The sequence below is a fragment of the Bradyrhizobium sp. GW821-FHT13H06 genome, from assembly GCF_058803975.1.
Map to the genome: position 1 here is coordinate 76239 of NZ_JBXAPN010000015.1, position 16875 is coordinate 93113.

General features: G+C 60.1%; 15 protein-coding genes and 1 pseudogene. 6 read left to right on the forward strand and 10 right to left on the reverse strand.

What is annotated here, in order from left to right; translation table 11 throughout:
- Positions 1-26: 26 nt before the first annotated feature.
- Both AC1RQP_RS37315 and AC1RQP_RS37320 read left to right on the forward strand, forming a co-directional pair.
- A complete protein-coding gene (locus AC1RQP_RS37315) occupies positions 27-1424 on the forward strand; it encodes a tyrosine-type recombinase/integrase (RefSeq protein ID WP_492942432.1) in 1398 nt (465 codons plus the stop codon).
- A 434-nt stretch (positions 1425-1858) separates the two neighbouring features.
- A pseudogene (locus AC1RQP_RS37320) lies at positions 1859-2053 on the forward strand (hypothetical protein).
- 218 nt (positions 2054-2271) lie between these two features.
- Here the strand turns inward: AC1RQP_RS37320 and AC1RQP_RS37325 are convergent.
- From AC1RQP_RS37325 to AC1RQP_RS37365, 9 genes are all read right to left on the reverse strand, one after another.
- Positions 2272-2511, reverse strand: coding sequence for a hypothetical protein (locus AC1RQP_RS37325; protein ID WP_492942434.1), 240 nt, complete (start codon positions 2509-2511; stop codon positions 2272-2274).
- A gap of 671 nt (positions 2512-3182) precedes the next feature.
- Positions 3183-3623: a nucleoside diphosphate kinase regulator gene (rnk, locus tag AC1RQP_RS37330; protein ID WP_492942435.1), complete on the reverse strand. Its 441-nt coding sequence runs from the start codon at positions 3621-3623 to the stop codon at positions 3183-3185.
- Positions 3624-4866: 1243 nt separating this feature from the next.
- The gene (locus AC1RQP_RS37335; RefSeq protein ID WP_492942437.1) at positions 4867-5766 is read right to left on the reverse strand and encodes a universal stress protein; all 900 of its coding nucleotides are present in this window, start codon (positions 5764-5766) and stop codon (positions 4867-4869) included.
- A 652-nt stretch (positions 5767-6418) separates the two neighbouring features.
- Positions 6419-6766: a monovalent cation/H(+) antiporter subunit G gene (gene mnhG / locus AC1RQP_RS37340; RefSeq protein WP_492942439.1), complete on the reverse strand. Its 348-nt coding sequence runs from the start codon at positions 6764-6766 to the stop codon at positions 6419-6421.
- Positions 6763-7044, reverse strand: a complete 282-nt coding sequence (locus AC1RQP_RS37345; protein ID WP_122400504.1) for a K+/H+ antiporter subunit F — start codon at positions 7042-7044, stop codon at positions 6763-6765. Before AC1RQP_RS37345 ends, mnhG begins: the two co-directional genes overlap by 4 nt.
- Complete coding sequence (locus AC1RQP_RS37350) at positions 7041-7529, reverse strand: Na+/H+ antiporter subunit E (RefSeq protein ID WP_492942441.1); 489 nt, start codon at positions 7527-7529, stop codon at positions 7041-7043. Before AC1RQP_RS37350 ends, AC1RQP_RS37345 begins: the two co-directional genes overlap by 4 nt.
- Complete coding sequence (locus tag AC1RQP_RS37355; RefSeq protein WP_492942443.1) at positions 7526-9142, reverse strand: monovalent cation/H+ antiporter subunit D; 1617 nt, start codon at positions 9140-9142, stop codon at positions 7526-7528. The genes AC1RQP_RS37350 and AC1RQP_RS37355 overlap by 4 nt, the downstream gene beginning before the upstream one ends.
- Positions 9139-9480 carry a Na+/H+ antiporter subunit C gene (locus AC1RQP_RS37360; protein WP_492942445.1) on the reverse strand — a complete coding sequence of 114 codons (342 nt, stop codon included), beginning with the start codon at positions 9478-9480 and terminating at the stop codon, positions 9139-9141. The genes AC1RQP_RS37355 and AC1RQP_RS37360 overlap by 4 nt, the downstream gene beginning before the upstream one ends.
- Positions 9480-12398: a monovalent cation/H+ antiporter subunit A gene (locus AC1RQP_RS37365; protein WP_492942447.1), complete on the reverse strand. Its 2919-nt coding sequence runs from the start codon at positions 12396-12398 to the stop codon at positions 9480-9482. Before AC1RQP_RS37365 ends, AC1RQP_RS37360 begins: the two co-directional genes overlap by 1 nt.
- Positions 12399-13150: 752 nt before the next feature.
- On the opposite strand from AC1RQP_RS37365, the gene AC1RQP_RS37370 reads away from it, so the two are divergent.
- The 4 genes from AC1RQP_RS37370 to tal all read left to right on the forward strand — a co-directional run bounded on the left by AC1RQP_RS37370 (position 13151) and on the right by tal (position 15745).
- Complete coding sequence (locus AC1RQP_RS37370) at positions 13151-13642, forward strand: GreA/GreB family elongation factor (RefSeq protein WP_492942449.1); 492 nt, start codon at positions 13151-13153, stop codon at positions 13640-13642.
- Between the two features lie 263 nt (positions 13643-13905).
- A complete protein-coding gene (locus AC1RQP_RS37375; RefSeq protein WP_492942451.1) occupies positions 13906-14163 on the forward strand; it encodes a hypothetical protein in 258 nt (85 codons plus the stop codon).
- Between the two features lie 39 nt (positions 14164-14202).
- Positions 14203-14520 carry a hypothetical protein gene (locus tag AC1RQP_RS37380; protein WP_492942453.1) on the forward strand — a complete coding sequence of 106 codons (318 nt, stop codon included), beginning with the start codon at positions 14203-14205 and terminating at the stop codon, positions 14518-14520.
- 139 nt (positions 14521-14659) lie between these two features.
- On the forward strand, positions 14660-15745 hold the full coding sequence (tal, locus tag AC1RQP_RS37385; RefSeq protein WP_492942455.1) for a transaldolase: 1086 nt from the start codon (positions 14660-14662) through the stop codon (positions 15743-15745).
- A gap of 622 nt (positions 15746-16367) precedes the next feature.
- Here the strand turns inward: tal and AC1RQP_RS37390 are convergent.
- On the reverse strand, positions 16368-16871 hold the full coding sequence (locus AC1RQP_RS37390; protein WP_492942457.1) for a LabA-like NYN domain-containing protein: 504 nt from the start codon (positions 16869-16871) through the stop codon (positions 16368-16370).
- Positions 16872-16875 lie beyond the last annotated feature (4 nt).

Genomic DNA, 16875 nt, shown 5'->3' on the forward strand with positions numbered 1-16875 from the left:
CGTTTTGGCGGCCGTGGACTCTCGTCATGACCGATATTCGAATTTCTCTCACCGACAAGACGATCGCTCAATTGCCGGCTCCGAAGGACGGTTGGTACCTCGCGCGTGATACAGAATTGAAGGGCTTTTTCGTGGTCATCGGAAAGCGACGGAGGACCTTTACCGTCCAAGGTGACCTCAGGCAGGGTGGCAAGCGGGCTTCATCCATTAGGGTTTCCATTGGCGATGCTAGTCAGATGTCGACCCGCGCTGCGCGCGCCATTGCCAAGGAGTACTTGGCTCAAATTAGCCGCGGACGACATCCTAAGGACGATAAACGAGCCGAAGAACCGCATCCCGCTCCAGCGATGGCACTTGGTGCGGCGGTCGCGAGCATCACTCTCAGGCAGGCCTGGGAGCGTTACCTCGATGCGCATCTGATCCGGAAGAACCGTAGCGAAAAAACCATCGAGGGCTACCGCGATCACGTCGAACGAGTTTTTGCGGGCTGGCTAGACACCACCCTTCATGAGCTCGCAACCGATCCGGCTCGGGTGGCAAAAAAGCACGACGAAGTCACAAGAAAGAACGGGCCATACATGGCCAATGGCAGCATGCGGACCCTGCGGGCCGTCTACAATCATGCTCGGAAGACAAACAGGTCACTGCCGTCAGATAATCCAGCCGATGCGGTCGACTGGAATGAGGAGGAGCGCCGCAACACTGGAATGGGATCCACCGACTTGAAGAGCTGGTTCGTGCAACTAGCCGCCCTCGACAACCCGGTCCGCAGAGAGTTCCACCTCTTCACTCTCCTTTGCGGTTCCAGGCCTACTGCGCTCCAAGAAGCCAAGCCGGAGCACATCGATTTTCGGCGCCGCACGCTGCACATTCCCAAGCCAAAGGGCGGCAAGAAGAAGGCCTTCGATATCCCGTTGTCGCGTCAAATGATCCTTTGCCTCATCCGCGCAATCCGCTTCGGTAGACAGATATATCCTTCGCAAGCGCAAGACTGGTTGTTTCCGGCCGACAGCGCATCGGGTCATTTGGCGGAGGCAAAGGAGGACCGTGACATACTGCCGAAGTGGGGCAATGACCTTCGCCAGACCTTCCGTACGATAGCGACAGTGGCCGGCGTCTCCGAGATCGATGCCAAGCTCCTGATGAACCATGCCATTCCCGGAGTAAACGCGGGCTACATTACGCGACACAAGCTTCTCGAAGATCATCTGCGGAGTGAACAGCAAGCGATCAGCAATGCTGTATTTGTTGCGCTGGGCACATCAATAGCCGCAGACGTTGTGCTGCGAGATTGGCTCGGAAGGGGTGTCAGGCGGAAAGTAAACCAAAGAGCCGCTTTGGCCACAGACACAGAACAAGGCGATCGGCCGCTCACATTAAACAACGATCAATCTGGACCAGGATTCGAGAATTTGACGCTCTAAGCAGCCGCATGAATGCGGTCCAATCCATCATGGGCAAGTTTGAGCTAACTCCAGCAATCGACGTCCAATTCGAGTCGAAGAGGCACAGAGATACCCCTCCTCCCTCATCACCGCGGCGGTCGCCACCACCTACGCTACGTCGCTGCGGTACGAGCGCCATTTCATTGTCGCCGGGCGAGCGCGTTTAGGCAGACCATAGCGCTGCCGCAGGGGCCGCGGCATCGCCGGGAACAGCCGGTCATCGCGGTGCCGCACGACGGGCACAGCTTTCGGCTCGCGTAGAGCACAGTCTTCAGATCTTTCCTGCCGCCCGCATGCGTAGTTTCCTCGCTGGACGTCGGTGCAACAGTGTCGCCTAAAGTTGTCCGCGATCTCCTCAGATCTTGACCTCTCCGCTGGCCGATAGTGAAATCCGGCTTTCAGTGAGTGGCGTCGTGGAAGAGTTCGACAGAGGCTTCGCGCAGCGGGCGCGCGATCTGGCGGAGAATGCGGACCCGTTCACGAAGCGGCGGCTGCTCGACCTGGCCAAGCGATAGGATCTCAAGAGCAGCGGATCAAGCTACTGACGCGCTCCGGCGCCAAGGGCAACGCCGCCGATCTTGCTTTTCTCCGGCTCGGGCGAAGCATGAGTAAGGGCGGCATCGCAGAGACGGTGCACTTGGTCCGCAACGCACAAGAGCGCAGCGTTGGACGAGGGATGTCACTCGGCTTGATTCAGGCTCTCGATTCTGAGGACATCCATTCCTTCCGCGACGAAGTATGGCATGTGATCTCCAACCCGAAGGCCGACAAGCGCGGCGCCCGACCCCGACAAAACGGAAAGCTGAGCCGGATTGGACGTGACGTCTTAAGGCCAGACCAACTGCACGGTGCGTCTGCGAATACCCCAATTCGTCCAGAACTCGACCCACGAGCCGATCGCGACGAGCGATTTGACCTCGGGAGCGTTATCCGAGACGATACTTGCTCGATCGATTTCAGCGAGCAGAAACGCCCCACCCGTGTCTCCTTGCTGTGCAGCTACGCGCGCGAGTGTGTATAGGCGCGGATGGTCGGACGCGGTTAGGGCGATGGAAGGCAGAGGCATTATTGCTACACTCAGTTGTCAAGGTAAAGGGAGGCGGTCCCGCAACGAAGCGCTGGAACAACCTGTTTGATCGAAAGACAGTCCGGACGGGCGAGGCTACCGTCCGGCTAAATGCCTAGTTGCAAGCGTCCGCCATGCAGAGAACGCCGCGCAACGTGCGTATCTGGCTCAATCGCGTGAATCATAACAACGCCAACATAGTCCTTACTGACATTGCGACCACTGCGGCGAATAGGGCACAAAACAGTTCAACGTAATTCGGCTGATGCGACTGTATTCACAAAAGCCCACGCTCTTCGTCCGCAGATTAGCCATCCGTTCAAGCGGCGCGAGTAGATCGCATGGGGGCCGAAAACGTCCCGGCTCGCGCTTCCGCTAAGCTCATCCAATCGCGAAGAAGCCCCTTGTCATGCCTCGAATGGGAGGCCCGGCGCCGAAGATCTTCAATTGTATCGTCGGGATAACAGCGCGCAAAGTCTTCCCGGATCAAGCTCTCAAGGAAGTCTCGCTCAGCTTCGTCCCCTGGATCTACGTAATGGAGGCAAGTACTCAACATTGCTTTGTTCACCCGTCTCTGCTTGTTGCGCATTAGATTCTAGGGGGCCGAGCGCGGACGTCATCACCGCGAGGCAGAATAAGTACTGCCCCGCGCTGTTACATCGCCATTACCATTATCCCTTCGGAACCTCAGGCACTCTGTGTACGCGGACCTCAAGGACGGTCAATCGCCGAAGGTCGCCGGTCCGCGTCTCCCAGGTGATCGAGTTACCGGCACTAAGGCCAATCAGTGCGGCGCCGACGGGCGTCAGGACCGAAATCCTTCGTCGGGAGATGTCCGCATCGTCCGGATAAACGAGCGTCGCGGTCCGAACGGTCCCGTTCGCGTCGTCCCGGAATCGCACTTCAGAGCCCATGCAAACAGTCTGCGCAGGATGACCATCCGCAAGCACGTGTGCCCGCTCCAGCTCCTCGGTTAGTACAGAGGCCACATCAGGCATTTTGTTCGCCGCTGCTCGCGCGAGCAGCGACAGCCGCTTGTAATCATCGGCTGTGAGCGTTATCGGCGGCTTGATCTCGCTGCGCATGGTCGTATTAGTTGATGTTGTTGACATCGTGCTCTTCTCCATTTTTGCGTTCGGGTGGTGGCCCGACAAGATCGTCTTGGGGCGATTCAGGCCGCAGACGTTGCTTTGTCTGGTGGTGTGGCTCCCGTCGCCGCGCCAGTTTGAGGAGAGTTCGTTCCACGAAATGAAGCGGCCCGAGCTTCTGGGCCGATCTGGGCTGGCGGAATTCGGGTGCTCATCGGATGCATACGCCCTGTACGTACGGCGCGGTCCGACACGCTTGCAGGCGTTTTGGGCTCGACCGAGCGCGATGCGCTTTAGTTTGCCTGCTGAGAGCGCCCCGAGCTCGGAGCGGACAAGCACGCTGAGCTCGGGGCTATTCGCCCGCGATCGGATAACCTGCGAGACACAGGCCCTGAAAGAATGTTGCCAAGCTCAACATGATAAAGTTCAAATGGGCATTGCTGGCGTAAAGTCAAATGCGACATTTCGTCAGGAACGCATAGCGCCTCAAGAAGAACAGAAGACCCTTCTCAGACCGAAGGAGGTGCCCTTCCTCTCCTGCGCAAGAAGGCGCGGGCCTCTCTCTGCCAGTAGCTTTCAGTGATTGATCGCCTCGGTCCAGGCGACCCGATTTTGCTAGAAATGAACTAATCGTTCGCAGCGAGGATCGCAGTCACTCACTCGTCAAGCGCCGAAGATTCCTGCGCCGAATACGTGCCCTCCTGCAGGGCGATAAGTACAGTAAGAGCTACGCCTGCCACGCAGTTTGCGTCTCACCGGCACACCAAATTCAGGTGAGCAGAAGAGGACGGCGTGGCCTGCCTTGCTGCGCGCTTGCGGCAAACATGCTCCGCGGGCAGTATTCAAAGCCCTTCTGAAGCAAAACCTCAATTCCGCTTGTTTTTTGGTAGTACCATGTGCGTTTGCCACGAAGTTCTCTGGCAAAAGACGGCCGATCGACTGCTAAACGCGGAGATTGATAATGCCAAAGGAAAACGAAACATCGGAGCAGCGAGAAAAGCGAGAACTGGACGAGGAACTGGACCGGCAACTGCGGGAAACTTTTCCGGCCAGCGATCCCCCAAAAATCACGCGACCAGCCAAACGAACCCGCCGGAAATCATCTGTTCGCGACACTGGGCGAAGCCGCCGCTGAGTCATTTCGGAAGGACGCGGTGCATGGCGATCCGCGGAATGCGATTGCCTGCGGACGCCATGCTTGCTGCGTAGGGTATTCCGAGCCTAGAGCTGGATGAGACCTGCGCGGCGAGCTCCCGATCGTTCCACGTCACGCCTCAGAGGAGGCAACCGCGGCCACCTTTGGAGGTCTGAGGTCAGGGCGAGTGGGAGGAACGATGAGAACGTCCACGTTCACGGACCGCAGAACTTCTTCAGCGACGCTGCCAATCAACGCTCGGAGCAACCCAGATCGGCCGTGAGTACCCAGTACGAGCATGTCCGGCCGCTTTTCCGCAACCGCACGCGAGATCACGTGCATGGGAAGGCCCTCGTCGACCCTAAGCGACCATCGCTGGGTGCCTAGCTCATTGGCCACGAGAAAAGCGCTCATTTCCTCCATCGCCCCGTGGCGCTCGCTATCGACATATCCACTGATGACGTCGGGGCTCGCACCAGAGCTGAGCAATCGTCTCTTAGCTACCGGCGAGAAGGCGTGAAGAAGCGTCGCTCCCTCTTCCAACAGCCCGGCAGACTGACCGAAGCGGATCGCGTGGGCCGATGTTTCCGACATGTCGACCGGCACCAGAACCCGTTCGTAGCGCCGCTGCGCCTCGTTGTTCACCATCAGAACGGGATACTTTCCTCCGCGAATGACACGCTCGATAGTGGTCCCCGTAAAGATATCGCGCAGAAACTGCTTGCGATGGGCCCCCATCACGATGAGATCGGCGCCGACCGCGGCGCTCGCGCGCAAGATCCCGTCGAAGGGGTGCCCCCTGATCACGGTCGCATGGCAACGCGCGTCGGGCAGCTCGGGGATGGACCCGATTTGCTCTGTCAGGACCCGCTGAGCCTCGCGCTCTTCCATGCGAACCAGATCGGCTGGCAGGTCTTCATCAACGACGTGAATGAGGTGCAGCTCGGCACGGAGGGCGCGAGCCAGAAGGCCGGCTTGCCGCAAAGCGCGATGAGAACGCGTAGAAAAATCCGTCGCAGCGACGATGATCATGTCAGAACCCTTATATTGGCGCCAATCTCGCCGAGGCGATCTCGGCAAGGCGGCGATTTGATTGCTTGAAGGGCGGCTCGTGGCCCGGCCGCACACAGGCGGCCCCGAGATCCAAAGCGCAGACGCATGTCGCGGTCGAAAGCCGTGTGGGCGGCAGCGCGAGGTGACAAAGCACCTTCCAGCGTCACCCTTCTGGGTGATGCGGGATCGGCGGCGGACGGCGAGCGAAGGCCGCACGGAATCCGTCGGGATCATAAATCCAGATGAATAGGATCCACGAGGTCAGGACGAGCAGTGCCAAAAAGACAGACATAAGAACTCCCAGCTTGGTCAGAATCGTTGAGTTGCCGTGCCCGGGCGATTACAAAATCGCCCGGGTCACATGCCGATTTGCAGCCGGTTCTCCTGAATGTCTGGTTGCACTTTGGTCATCACGTCCTCTATTTGCGATGCCGCAGATCTCCGAACGGAATCCACATAATCAAGCCGGCGACGGCCCGATGATCGGCCGGCTGAAGTCGCGGAGAACGCGCACAGCTCAGCATCCTGCCTACAATGGACTTAGGCATGCGCCGCGGGAGATCAATTGCGACATTTAGCCGGCCTTGCGCGGCGGCGCGCCATCTGGAACCGGCGCGTGAGCAGCTCCGGCCTACCTATCCTGTGGTTCATCCACCTGCGCCCGTTCGGCGATGTCACGAAAGCGGGCTGCGCCGACGAGAATGGTCAGTGCGATCGGGGTGGTCACGATGCCGAGTACGACGATGAGAATTTCGTGCAGCACCGGTCTGGTCTGCAGAACCGAGAAGCAGATCATCGAAGCGGCGGCGATGAAGACGGTGCCGAGCGTCGTTCCGAGCGTCGGCGCATGGACCCTCTCGTAGAAGGTGCCGAGCCGCAAAAGGCCCAGCGAGCCGATCAGCGTGACGGCAGCGCCGGTCAATAGAAAGACCGCTGTGAGGACGGCAGCCCAAGGCGGCAAGTGCTCGATGCCGTTCATTCGATCACCTCGCCGCGAAGGAGGAACTTGGCCAGGGCAACCGTACCGACAAAGCCGAACAGGGCCATGGCCAGAGCGGCCTCGAAATAGAGCGCCTCGCCCGTTCGAATCCCAACCGTCAGAAGCAACAACATCGCGTTGACGGACAACGTGTCGAAACCGAGAACGCGATCCTGCGCGCGCGGTCCGAGGAAGATGCGCAAAGCACCGCAGCCGATCGCCAATCCCAGCAACACCTGCGCGACTAGGAGCGAGTAGGTCAGCATGAGCTGGCTCATTCGAATATCTCCAGCAGATGACGTTCGTAACGCTCCTTGATGGTGCGGACCCACTCCTCTTCATCGACAAGGTCCAGAACGTGGATGGTCAGCGCGCCTCTTTGGGCGTCAAAATTCACCCACAGAGTCCCCGGGGTCGACGTAATGATGCAGGCGAGCGAGGCCAGCCCGTAGGGGTCGCGCATGTCGAGGGGAATCTCCACAAAGCCCGGCGCTCGTTGTCGCCGTCCAAAGCCGAGAACGATCCGCCCCACCGCTAGATTCGAGCGGACGATGTCGACGGTGACCAGTGCCAATAGTCGCAGAATGACGCCGGGTCGCCTGACCCGCAGGCTCGGTAATTCCAGTACGGTCAGAATCCGTCCGCCGACGAGCGCGACCACGCAGCCAAGCAGGATGTGCCCGAGGGTGACCGCTTGATTGAGCAGCAGCCACAGCGCGAGCAGGCAGACGCTGACAATGGGAAAGGGCAGCAAGCGTGTCATTTGCCCTCCCCTTGTCGGCTGCTAGAGCCGGTGTCCAGTACGTCGCTGATGTAGTCCGCCGGCGAGTGGAGGGAATGCGCCGCGGCCTGCATGAAGCGGATCACGGGACCCGCCCAGACGGTTTGCGCAGCACAGATGAACAGCAGGAACATGATCGGCGCCATCTCGATCACGCGCACGCGCGGCACAGTGCGATCGCGCGAGGCCCAGAAGATGCGGATCCCCGCGCGTGCCATCGCGACCAAGGTCGCGAAACCCGAGAGGATCAGCACCGCGAGGAGAGCCCATCCGCCGCCGGGGATGGCCCCGCCCGGCTGATCGGCTGGATGCAGCGCCGCCACGAGCAGCGCGAATTTGGCGATAAATCCGGACAGCGGCGGCAAGCCGGCGATAACCAGCGCACAGCCGATGAAAGCGACGCCGAGCAATCCCATGGTGGCCACGATCGCGATGCCCACAGCTCCGTCGGCTTCGTCTGTCTCGACCTCCTCTCCATAAGCTTCCCGCGTGACAGCGATCATGTCCGCTCCAGGTTCACGGCCGCGCTCGATGAGCTCGACCAGGAGAAAGAATGCGCCGATGCCGAGCGTCGAGCTGACCAGGTAGAAGAGCGCTCCACTGGTGACGCCGACCTGTCCCATCCCTGTGGCGGCGAGCACCGTTCCAGAGGATATGAGCACCGAAAAACCGCCGAGTCGGGCGGTATCTTGCGAGGCCAGTGTGCCGATGGCTCCGAACAGGATCGTTGCCAAGCCGGCCAACAACAAGAACTCCCTGCCGAAGCCGGCCGATGCGCCGGCATTCTCGCCGAAAAGCAAGAGCGACAGGCGCAGCACGATATAGACGCCGACTTTCGTCATGATCGCGAAGATCGACGCCACCGGCGGACTTGCGGCGGCGTAGGCGGTCGGCAGCCAGAAGTTCAAGGGCCACATTCCCGCCTTGAGCAGGAAGGCAATCGCAAGCACGCCCGCACCTGCTTCGAGCAAGCCGCGGCTCTCGGCGGCGATCGCCGGCACGCGTGCCGCGAGATCCGCCATGTTGAGCGTTCCGGTCACGCCGTAGATCAGGCTGACCCCGATCAGAAACAACAGCGAGGCGGCGAGGTTGACGACGATGTAATGCAGACCTGCCTTCACCCGTGCAAGGCCGGATCCGTGCAGCAGAAGGCCGTATGACGCCGCCAGCAACAACTCGAAGAACACGAACAGGTTGAAGAGATCGCCCGTGAGGAAGGCGCCGTTGAGGCCCATCAGCAGGAATTGAAACAGCGAATGGAAATGCGCGCCTGCCCGGTGCCAGCGTGCAAGGGAGTACACAACTGAGGCCAGCGCGAGGATATTGGTCAGCAACAGCATTAGAGCCGACAGCCGATCGAGAACGAGGACAATTCCGAACGGCGCAGGCCAATTGCCCAGACGATAGACGTCGCTCGTGCCGGTATCGGAGATACCGAGCAGGATCGTGGCGATGCAAACGAGGGCAAGGGTTGCGCAGACGTTGAGGCCGGCGACGATCCACCGGTGCCTCTCTCCGTTGAGCAGCAGCATGCAGGCACCTGCCAGCAGGGGCAGGAGGATCGGGGCAATGATCAAACCAGAGGCGCCGCTCACGCTTCCGGCTCCTGGCCGTCGACATGATCGGTCCGGGCGAGGCCGCGGGATGCCAGCAGCACCACGAGGAAGAGCGCGGTGGTCGCGAAACTGATGACGATTGCAGTCAGCACCAGCGCCTGCGGGAGCGGATCGGCATACGGCGCAGATTCTGCGGCCTCCTTTGCGATGAGCACTGGAGCCCCCGTCCTCACTCGCCCCATGGCCACGATGAAGAGATTGACCGAGTAGGAAAGCAACGACAGCCCAATGATAACCTGAAAGGTGCGCGGCCGGAGGATCAGCCAAACGCCGGACGCCGCAAGCGTACCGATACCGATCGCCAGCACGAGCTCCATCAGACCAGTTCCTCCCTCGATGTCTTGCTGGCTGAGCTGCCGCTCTGAGGCGGAACCGCGTAGCGACGCAATGATTGGTGCGCGATCACGATGAGCATCAGCACCGTGGCGCCGATCACGAGCGAAAACACGCCGACGTCGAACAGGAATGCGCTTGCCGTGGGGACCCGGCCGATCAGCGGCAGCTCGGCATAGGCAAAGTACGAGGTCAGGAACGGATATCCGAAAACGCAGGCGGCGGCCCCCGTACACCCGGCGAGCAGAAGCCCGATCCCCATCCAGCGTACCGGCATGACGTTCAGATGAGCTTCCACCCATGTCGTGCCGCGCGCCATGTACTGCAGAATGAATGCGGTCGCCATGGCGACGCCGGCCACGAAGCCTCCGCCCGGAAGATCGTGCCCGCGCAACAGCAGGAAGATCGCCACGACACCGATCACGGGAAACATCAGCCTCATCATCAGCGCCGCCGTCTCCGTCGTATCCTTGGCGGTGTCACCCTTCTGTCGGTCGGGATGCGCCTCGTCGTGGGTGTCCTGGGCGTGCTGCTGTTCGGGAACGGGAATGCTCTCGGGTGCCGGACGGAAGCGGCGCAACAGCGCGTAGACGGTGAGCGCAACGACGGCGAGCACCGTGATCTCACCCATCGTATCGAATCCGCGGAAGTCCACCAGGATGACGTTGACCACGTTGGTTCCGCCACCTTTTGTATAGGCGTTTTCGATGAAGTATTGCGAGATGCTGTTCGTATCCGGGTGCTGCATGGCCGCAAAAGCGAGCGTCGCCAAGCCGACGCCGACGGAGAGCGCGATCGCGAAGTCACGCACGCGGTGCCATCGAATCGTGCCGGTTGGCGCGTCCGCCCCGGCCGGGGCGATACGTTTTGGCAACCACCGCAAGCCGAGCAAAAGGAGGACTGTCGTAACCGTCTCGACGACGATCTGCGTCAGCGCCACATCGGGAGCCGATAGCCATACGAAGCTGACGCAGGTCACGAGACCGGCAGACCCGAGCAGGATCAGCGCAGCGACGCGATGAAATTTGGCCTGGATTGCGGCGCCGACCGCGCAGGCGGCGCCGACCGTCCAAAGCAAAGCGAACGCAAGGTCGAATGTAGTGCGCAGGGGATCCGCAAGCGGGACGCCGCGCGAATAGATCGGCAGCAAGGCAGAGAGGAACGCTGTACCGGCCAGGACTCTCAATTGTGGCTGGAGACGTCTCGTTCCGAGCTTGCTCTCGAGCCAGCGTGCAAGACGCCAAGATAGCGTCACCATCGTCCAGTCGAAGATCTGCTTCCCGCTGAAGCGGCCGAGCAGAGGCGGCCCCTCGTTAACGAGAAGGTAGGAGCGCAGCATCACATAGACGCCGACGCCACCAACCATCGCCAGGCCGCTCATCAGCAATTCGGGCGTGAAGCCGTGCCAGATCCTGAGACTGTACTCCGGCATGTTGGAGCCAAGCACGGCGCCAGCGGCGGTGTCGAGGACCGGTGCAACGGTCAACGCCGGAGCGATGCCCACCACGACGCATGCAAGCACGAGAAGCTCGGCTGGAAGCCGCATCAGGAGGGGCGGCTCGTGAGGCGTGCGCGGAAGGCCGACAGGGGCAGGACCGAAGAACACGTCGCGAATGAACCGGAGAGAATAGGCAACGGTGAAAGTGCTTGCCGCAGTGACGATGTAGGGAAGCGCCTGATCGACAAATGAATTGTCATGGACTTCGATTGTCTCGGCGAAGAACATCTCTTTCGAGAGGAAGCCATTCAGCAGCGGCACGCCGGCCATCGATCCGGCCGCAACCATGGCCAGCGTCGCAGTGATCGGCATGAACGCGTAGAGACCGCTCAAGCGCCTGATGTCGCGCGTGCCGGTTTCGTGGTCGATGATGCCCGCAGCCATGAACAGCGAGGCCTTGAAGGTGGCATGGTTCATGATGTGAAAGATCGCCGCGATCTGCCCGAACGGCGTGTCCAGTCCAGTCAGGAGCGTGATCAAGCCGAGATGGCTAATGGTCGAGTAAGCCAGCAAGCCCTTTAGATCCTGCTGGAATACCGCGAGAAACGCGCCCAGCAGAAAGGTGATCAGGCCGGCCGATCCCACCAGCCACAGCCATTCGTTCGATCCGCCGAGGGCGGGCCAGAGTCTGACCAGAAGAAACACGCCCGCCTTCACCATCGTTGCCGAGTGCAGATAGGCGGATACGGGAGTCGGAGCCGCCATCGCGTGCGGCAGCCAAAAATGGAATGGAAATTGAGCGCTCTTGGTCAGGGCGCCGAGCAGGATCAGCACGAGCGCGGGAACATAGAGCGGATGCGAACGGATCGCCTCTCCTGACGCCAACACCTTGTCCAGGTCGTAGCTGCCGACGATGTGACCGATCAGCAGGACGCCGGCAAAGAGGCAGAGTCCGCCACTCGAGGTGATCACCAGCGCCATCCGTGCGCCGTCCCTCGCAGCCGAATTGTGATGCCAATAGCTGATCAGCAAGAACGAAAACAGGCTGGTCAGCTCCCAGAAGAAAACGAGCTGGAGCAGATTGCCGGAGAGCACGATCCCGAGCATCGCCCCCATGAATGCGAGCAGGAGAGAAAAGAACCGCGGAACGGGGTCGCTAGGCGACATGTAATAGCGGGCGTACAGCACCACCAGAAATCCGATGCCGGTGACCAGCATGGCGAACGCCCAGGCGAAGCCGTCGAGTCTCAGAGCGAACGAAAGACCAAGTTCGGCGATCCACGCCGTGCGCCAGCCGACGACCCCGCCGTGCGTCACGCTCGGATAGGCCACAGCAATGATGCAAAAGGCTGCAAGTGCAACTCCTCCGGCGAGCCATGCCGCAGCATTGCGGGCATGGACCCGCAGGAGCGCCGCAATGAAGCTTCCGACGAAGGGAAGGACGAGAACGGCAAGGAGGAACATGCCTTCGCTGCCCCAACTGCTAGATGGAGGGTATGTTTTCGCGACCCAGCTTGCTTAGCCGAGACAGACGCGTATCGCCACTGTAAGGTTTGGCGCCGCTCTGCGGGTCGACCGGCATGCCCCGGGGCCACTGGCCAGCCCTCATTCACAATCGAACGGTTCAGATCCAATGAGGAAAAGTGCCTACCAAGGCAGCAATTGCGGCCGCCAGCGCGCCAAGAAACGCGTACAATCCGCAGAGCGCGACCACCCGCCAGGCGCTTAGCACAACGGCCTCGCCGTCTTTGGCTTCACTGAACTCTGAGCGGCGTCGCATGTCGTCGATGCCATTCGTTGTTCCACGCAGGTGAGTCCAGCCCAATATAACGACGTGCTGCGGAATTGCGGCTCACATTCACGTCAAAGGCCGGCCCGGCCCAATTCGGGCGACAGAACGTTAGGGTCCTCAGATGCGGACCGACGTATGTTCAGCGTACTATGTGCGTGCACAATTGTGTATGGCCGCCGCCTACTTCACCCAGCAGGGGTTTCACTCGGCTTCAGTGCAAGCGACTGTGCGGTTTCGCCGCAATGTCGCCGACGGGCTAAGGACACCATATTAGTTGTAGTATGGCTTATAGCATCGACATTGATACGCGCGCGGCGCGCTTTGATCTTCACGCCGGGCTCCTTCATGCAGGCGGTTAGCCGGACGGTGTGCGCGCCGTCCGGGCTCTTTTCCAGCTTTCGTGATCTCCACCCGAGAGATCGAATTGAAGCAGAAGGAGTTTATCATGCTGCCTCTTCCAAAAATCGCGCTCACCGCATCTGACTATCCACGGCTTGAACAGCTCGCCCACATTGCCGCCCGACAAGGAGACTTGGACGGGATCTTCCTTATGGGCGAGATCAACAGGGCTGAGATCGTACCCGAAGAGTCGGAGGATCTCCCCTCATTCGTGACCATAGGATCGTGGGTCACCTATTCCCTAAACTGGGGCGTTCCTCCGCGAAGGGTCCAACTGGTCTGGCCCGAGGAGTGTCAAGCGGATCTTGCCCGCATTTCAGTTTTGACACCGTTAGGTGCGGCTTTGATCGGGCTTCAGGTCGGCGACCAAATGCCATACTTCGTTGCCGGCTGTTTGAACGTTGTCAGGGTGCAAAACGTGGCCCAGTCGGACGCCAAGGCAGTGCCACTCCTGCCCAAGGCGGCGCGTCGGCAGAGCAAGCCACTTGATGATGACCCAGGACCATCTGCGGCATAGGAGAAATCGATGGCCAATTTCGAAGCCGAGAGGCGTCATCGGATCGACTTCGAGACACCCGGCAGGCGCACAAAAGGTCTGATCTTTCTATCGGTTTCGGAATGACAGCCGGACAGGTCGGTCGATCGGCTATGCAGAACCACCATACGAGCGCGGCTTAGAGCACGTTGTCCCCTCGTGCATGTAACGGACCAGTCAGGCCGCCGCAAACTTGCAGCCGTACGCACTTGGAACCTCGTCGGGCCGAAGAACGAGAGCAGGATATGAGGAAGATTAAAGGCGCGGAAATCGCTCTGTTGACCATTCTAACAGCCATATTGTTGCTCACCGGCGCTGGAGCTGTTGTTACGTGGGGAGCGACCACCGGTATGGAAATCGGAAAGCATGGCTGGATAGCCCTTGGCCTCGGAACATTCTTCTCCCTGCTAGTCGGTTGCGGGCTGATGGCGCTGATGTTTTTCAGCAGTCGCAGCGGTCACGACGATATGGCGCCCCCCTTCCGTCGGACAGAGGTCAGATAGTCGTATCGTGCCCCTCATGACGGCCGGACAGCCGCCACCGTGGTGGTCGGCTGCACCGATGATGTCAACGATCTATATCTTGCTGATGGAGCGATATCGAGCAACACCCCGGTCGCCGTAGCAGTTGCCCGTGGCGCGCAGCGCCTGATCGTACTTCCTACCGGCTACGCCTGCGCTCTTGAGCGGCCACCAGTCGGGGCTGTTGCAATTGCCTTGCATGCACTGACTTTGCTGACCGGGTACCAACTAATGAACGAGTTTCAGAGTTATGTATCCGCACCTATCATCTTTTCTGAAGTTGACGCGCAATATTTGTCGCTTGTCAAATGCGCACAAGAGACAAAACTAATGGCGTGACGTTAAGCGCGGTCTTTGGATATCTGAGGTGCTTCGGTGTAAACAACGGCGTCATCCAATCCCGTCGCCGGACGACCGGAGCACATCCGTCGTCTCGCGCCGCGTCTATGCCCGTCGCATTCAACACGGAGGTAGCGCGATGAATCCGACAAGAACGCTTCACGATTTCGGTCAGAGCTTGTGGCTCGACAACATCACTCGCGATTTGCTCAACGATGGCACTTTGCAACGTTACATCGACGAGCTCTCGGTGACGGGACTGACGTCGAACCCCGCAATCTTCAATCATGCGATCAACAGCAGTACAACCTATGACGTCGACATTTGCCGGCAGGCGTTGCCGACGAAATCGGCTGAGGATCTTTTTTTCGATCTGGCTCTGGCAGATTTGACCCGCGCCGCCGAGTTGTTTCAACCTGTTTTCGCGCGGACAAATGGGATCGACGGCTGGGTGTCGCTGGAAGTCTCGCCCGCCTTAGCTCATGACAGCGACAAAACCGTCGAGGCGGCGCGCGAGCTTCACCGGCGTGGCGGCAAGCCCAACCTGTTCATTAAGATTCCCGGCACTGCGGAAGGGCTGCCTGCCATCGAGGCGGCTATCTTTGCCGGCGTTCCCATCAACGTCACGCTGCTTTTTTCGCGCGAGCAATACGTCGCGGCTGCCGAGTCCTACCTGCGCGGCGTCGAGCGGCGCATCGCGGCGGGGCTGAATCCGGCAGTGGCCTCGGTTGCCTCGCTCTTCGTCAGCCGCTGGGATGTCGCAGTCGCCGGCAAGGTTCCGGGCGCGCTGACAACCCGGCTCGGCATAGCCGTCGCTCAGCGGACCTACAAGGCTTATCGAGATTTGTTGGCCTCCCCGCGCTTCCTGCGCGCCGCCAACGCCGGCGCACTACCTCAGCGCCTGCTATGGGCAAGCACCGGCACCAAAGATCCGCACGCATCCGATATCCTCTACATCAAAGCACTCGCGGCACCTTTCACGATCAATACGATACCGGACGCTACCCTCAAGGCCTTTGAAGACCACGGCGAGGTCGACACGACCCTCGATCCTGACGGAGGAGACTGCGAGAGGGTTCTCGCCGAATTCCTGAAGGCCGGCATCGATATCGACGTGCTCGCTGCCAAGCTGCAGAACGACGGCGCCCAGTCTTTCGTCAAGTCTTGGAAAGATTTAATGGGCCGTATCAACTCCAAGGGGATCGCGATCCGCAAAGCGAGCTGACGTAGACGGTTATAACGTCCCGTACACCAGGCTTTGCGCGGGAGCATTAGGCCGGTCACCCACGCCATGCCCCCGCCTTTCTATAAAGCTGCAGCCTATCCCGTGCCCGTGCCCGTGCGCGGCGGCGCGGCTCGATCGGCGATCGCGGTCCCACAAGACCCATTCAAGCGCCGCTTCTATCTCGCCCCACTCGCGCATCGCATGGAGTGCTATTCACGCAGACCTGATAGAGCCTGTTTTTCGCCTTATGCCAATTGAGGTCGGGCGCCCTGTTCATCCACTAGACCGGCCCCGCCACCCAGTGCTTGCTTTATCTCGCTCACGGCTCGATGCGCGGGAGCCTCGGCATTCTGGTCCTTGTCGCGCCCTTGGCATCCCGGACCGGCCGCTTGGCGGTCATAGGGCGCTTGACGCACGTTAAGCGCTCGTCATCTTCGACATCCGGATTGGCCATCCTCCATAGGTGACTGCGCACGACGAGATAGCGTCCATCGGGCTTCACCTTATACGCCGATTTCCGCCGCGCTCGCGGGCCGCCAGTAGGGGCGTTTCAAAGCCCCGAAAATGACTTGGATATTGCACCGACTCTGCGCTGCAAACTCCTCAATTCGACCAGCGCGTTCTATCTCTCGATTGAATTCCTTAACGTCGCCAATTCGAGGAACTCGTCTGCTTGCCGTCTCAGCTCTTCGGACGCCATCGCCGGTGTGGTCTGTACACTTGACACGACCGTGACTCTGCCCCCCAAACGCTGAACCGCTTCGACGAGGGCACGAAAATCGCCGTCGCCAGAGAAAAGGAACAGTTCATCCAGTTGCGGGGCGATCTCGAGGGCGTCAATGGCAAGGTCTATACCAATGCTGCGTCTTGACCTCCTACCCTCATCCTCATGGCGCTTCATCAACTTCGTACGGACGGTGAACCGATTGACCTCGAGCCAGTCACTGAGACGCTGAACGCCGCCGGCCGCGCTCTCTCTTATCGCCAAGTAAAAGTAAGAACGGACTATGACCCCGGATTTCTCGAATTCCAGCAATAATCTTTTGTAATCGATTTCGAAGCCAAGGTTTCTCGCTGTCCGATCCAGATTGGCTCCATCGATAAAGAGCGCTCTTCGTCCTGTCATGCCT

Coding starts and splice junctions, on each gene's coding strand:
- AC1RQP_RS37315 (WP_492942432.1), top strand. CDS start 27: ATGACCGATATTCGAATTTCTCTCACCGACAAGACGATCGCTCAATTG.
- AC1RQP_RS37325 (WP_492942434.1), bottom strand. CDS start 2,511: ATGCCTCTGCCTTCCATCGCCCTAACCGCGTCCGACCATCCGCGCCTA.
- rnk (WP_492942435.1), bottom strand. CDS start 3,623: ATGTCAACAACATCAACTAATACGACCATGCGCAGCGAGATCAAGCCG.
- AC1RQP_RS37335 (WP_492942437.1), bottom strand. CDS start 5,766: ATGATCATCGTCGCTGCGACGGATTTTTCTACGCGTTCTCATCGCGCT.
- mnhG (WP_492942439.1), bottom strand. CDS start 6,766: ATGAACGGCATCGAGCACTTGCCGCCTTGGGCTGCCGTCCTCACAGCG.
- AC1RQP_RS37345 (WP_122400504.1), bottom strand. CDS start 7,044: ATGAGCCAGCTCATGCTGACCTACTCGCTCCTAGTCGCGCAGGTGTTG.
- AC1RQP_RS37350 (WP_492942441.1), bottom strand. CDS start 7,529: ATGACACGCTTGCTGCCCTTTCCCATTGTCAGCGTCTGCCTGCTCGCG.
- AC1RQP_RS37360 (WP_492942445.1), bottom strand. CDS start 9,480: ATGGAGCTCGTGCTGGCGATCGGTATCGGTACGCTTGCGGCGTCCGGC.
- AC1RQP_RS37365 (WP_492942447.1), bottom strand. CDS start 12,398: ATGTTCCTCCTTGCCGTTCTCGTCCTTCCCTTCGTCGGAAGCTTCATT.
- AC1RQP_RS37375 (WP_492942451.1), top strand. CDS start 13,906: ATGAGGAAGATTAAAGGCGCGGAAATCGCTCTGTTGACCATTCTAACA.
- tal (WP_492942455.1), top strand. CDS start 14,660: ATGAATCCGACAAGAACGCTTCACGATTTCGGTCAGAGCTTGTGGCTC.
- AC1RQP_RS37390 (WP_492942457.1), bottom strand. CDS start 16,871: ATGACAGGACGAAGAGCGCTCTTTATCGATGGAGCCAATCTGGATCGG.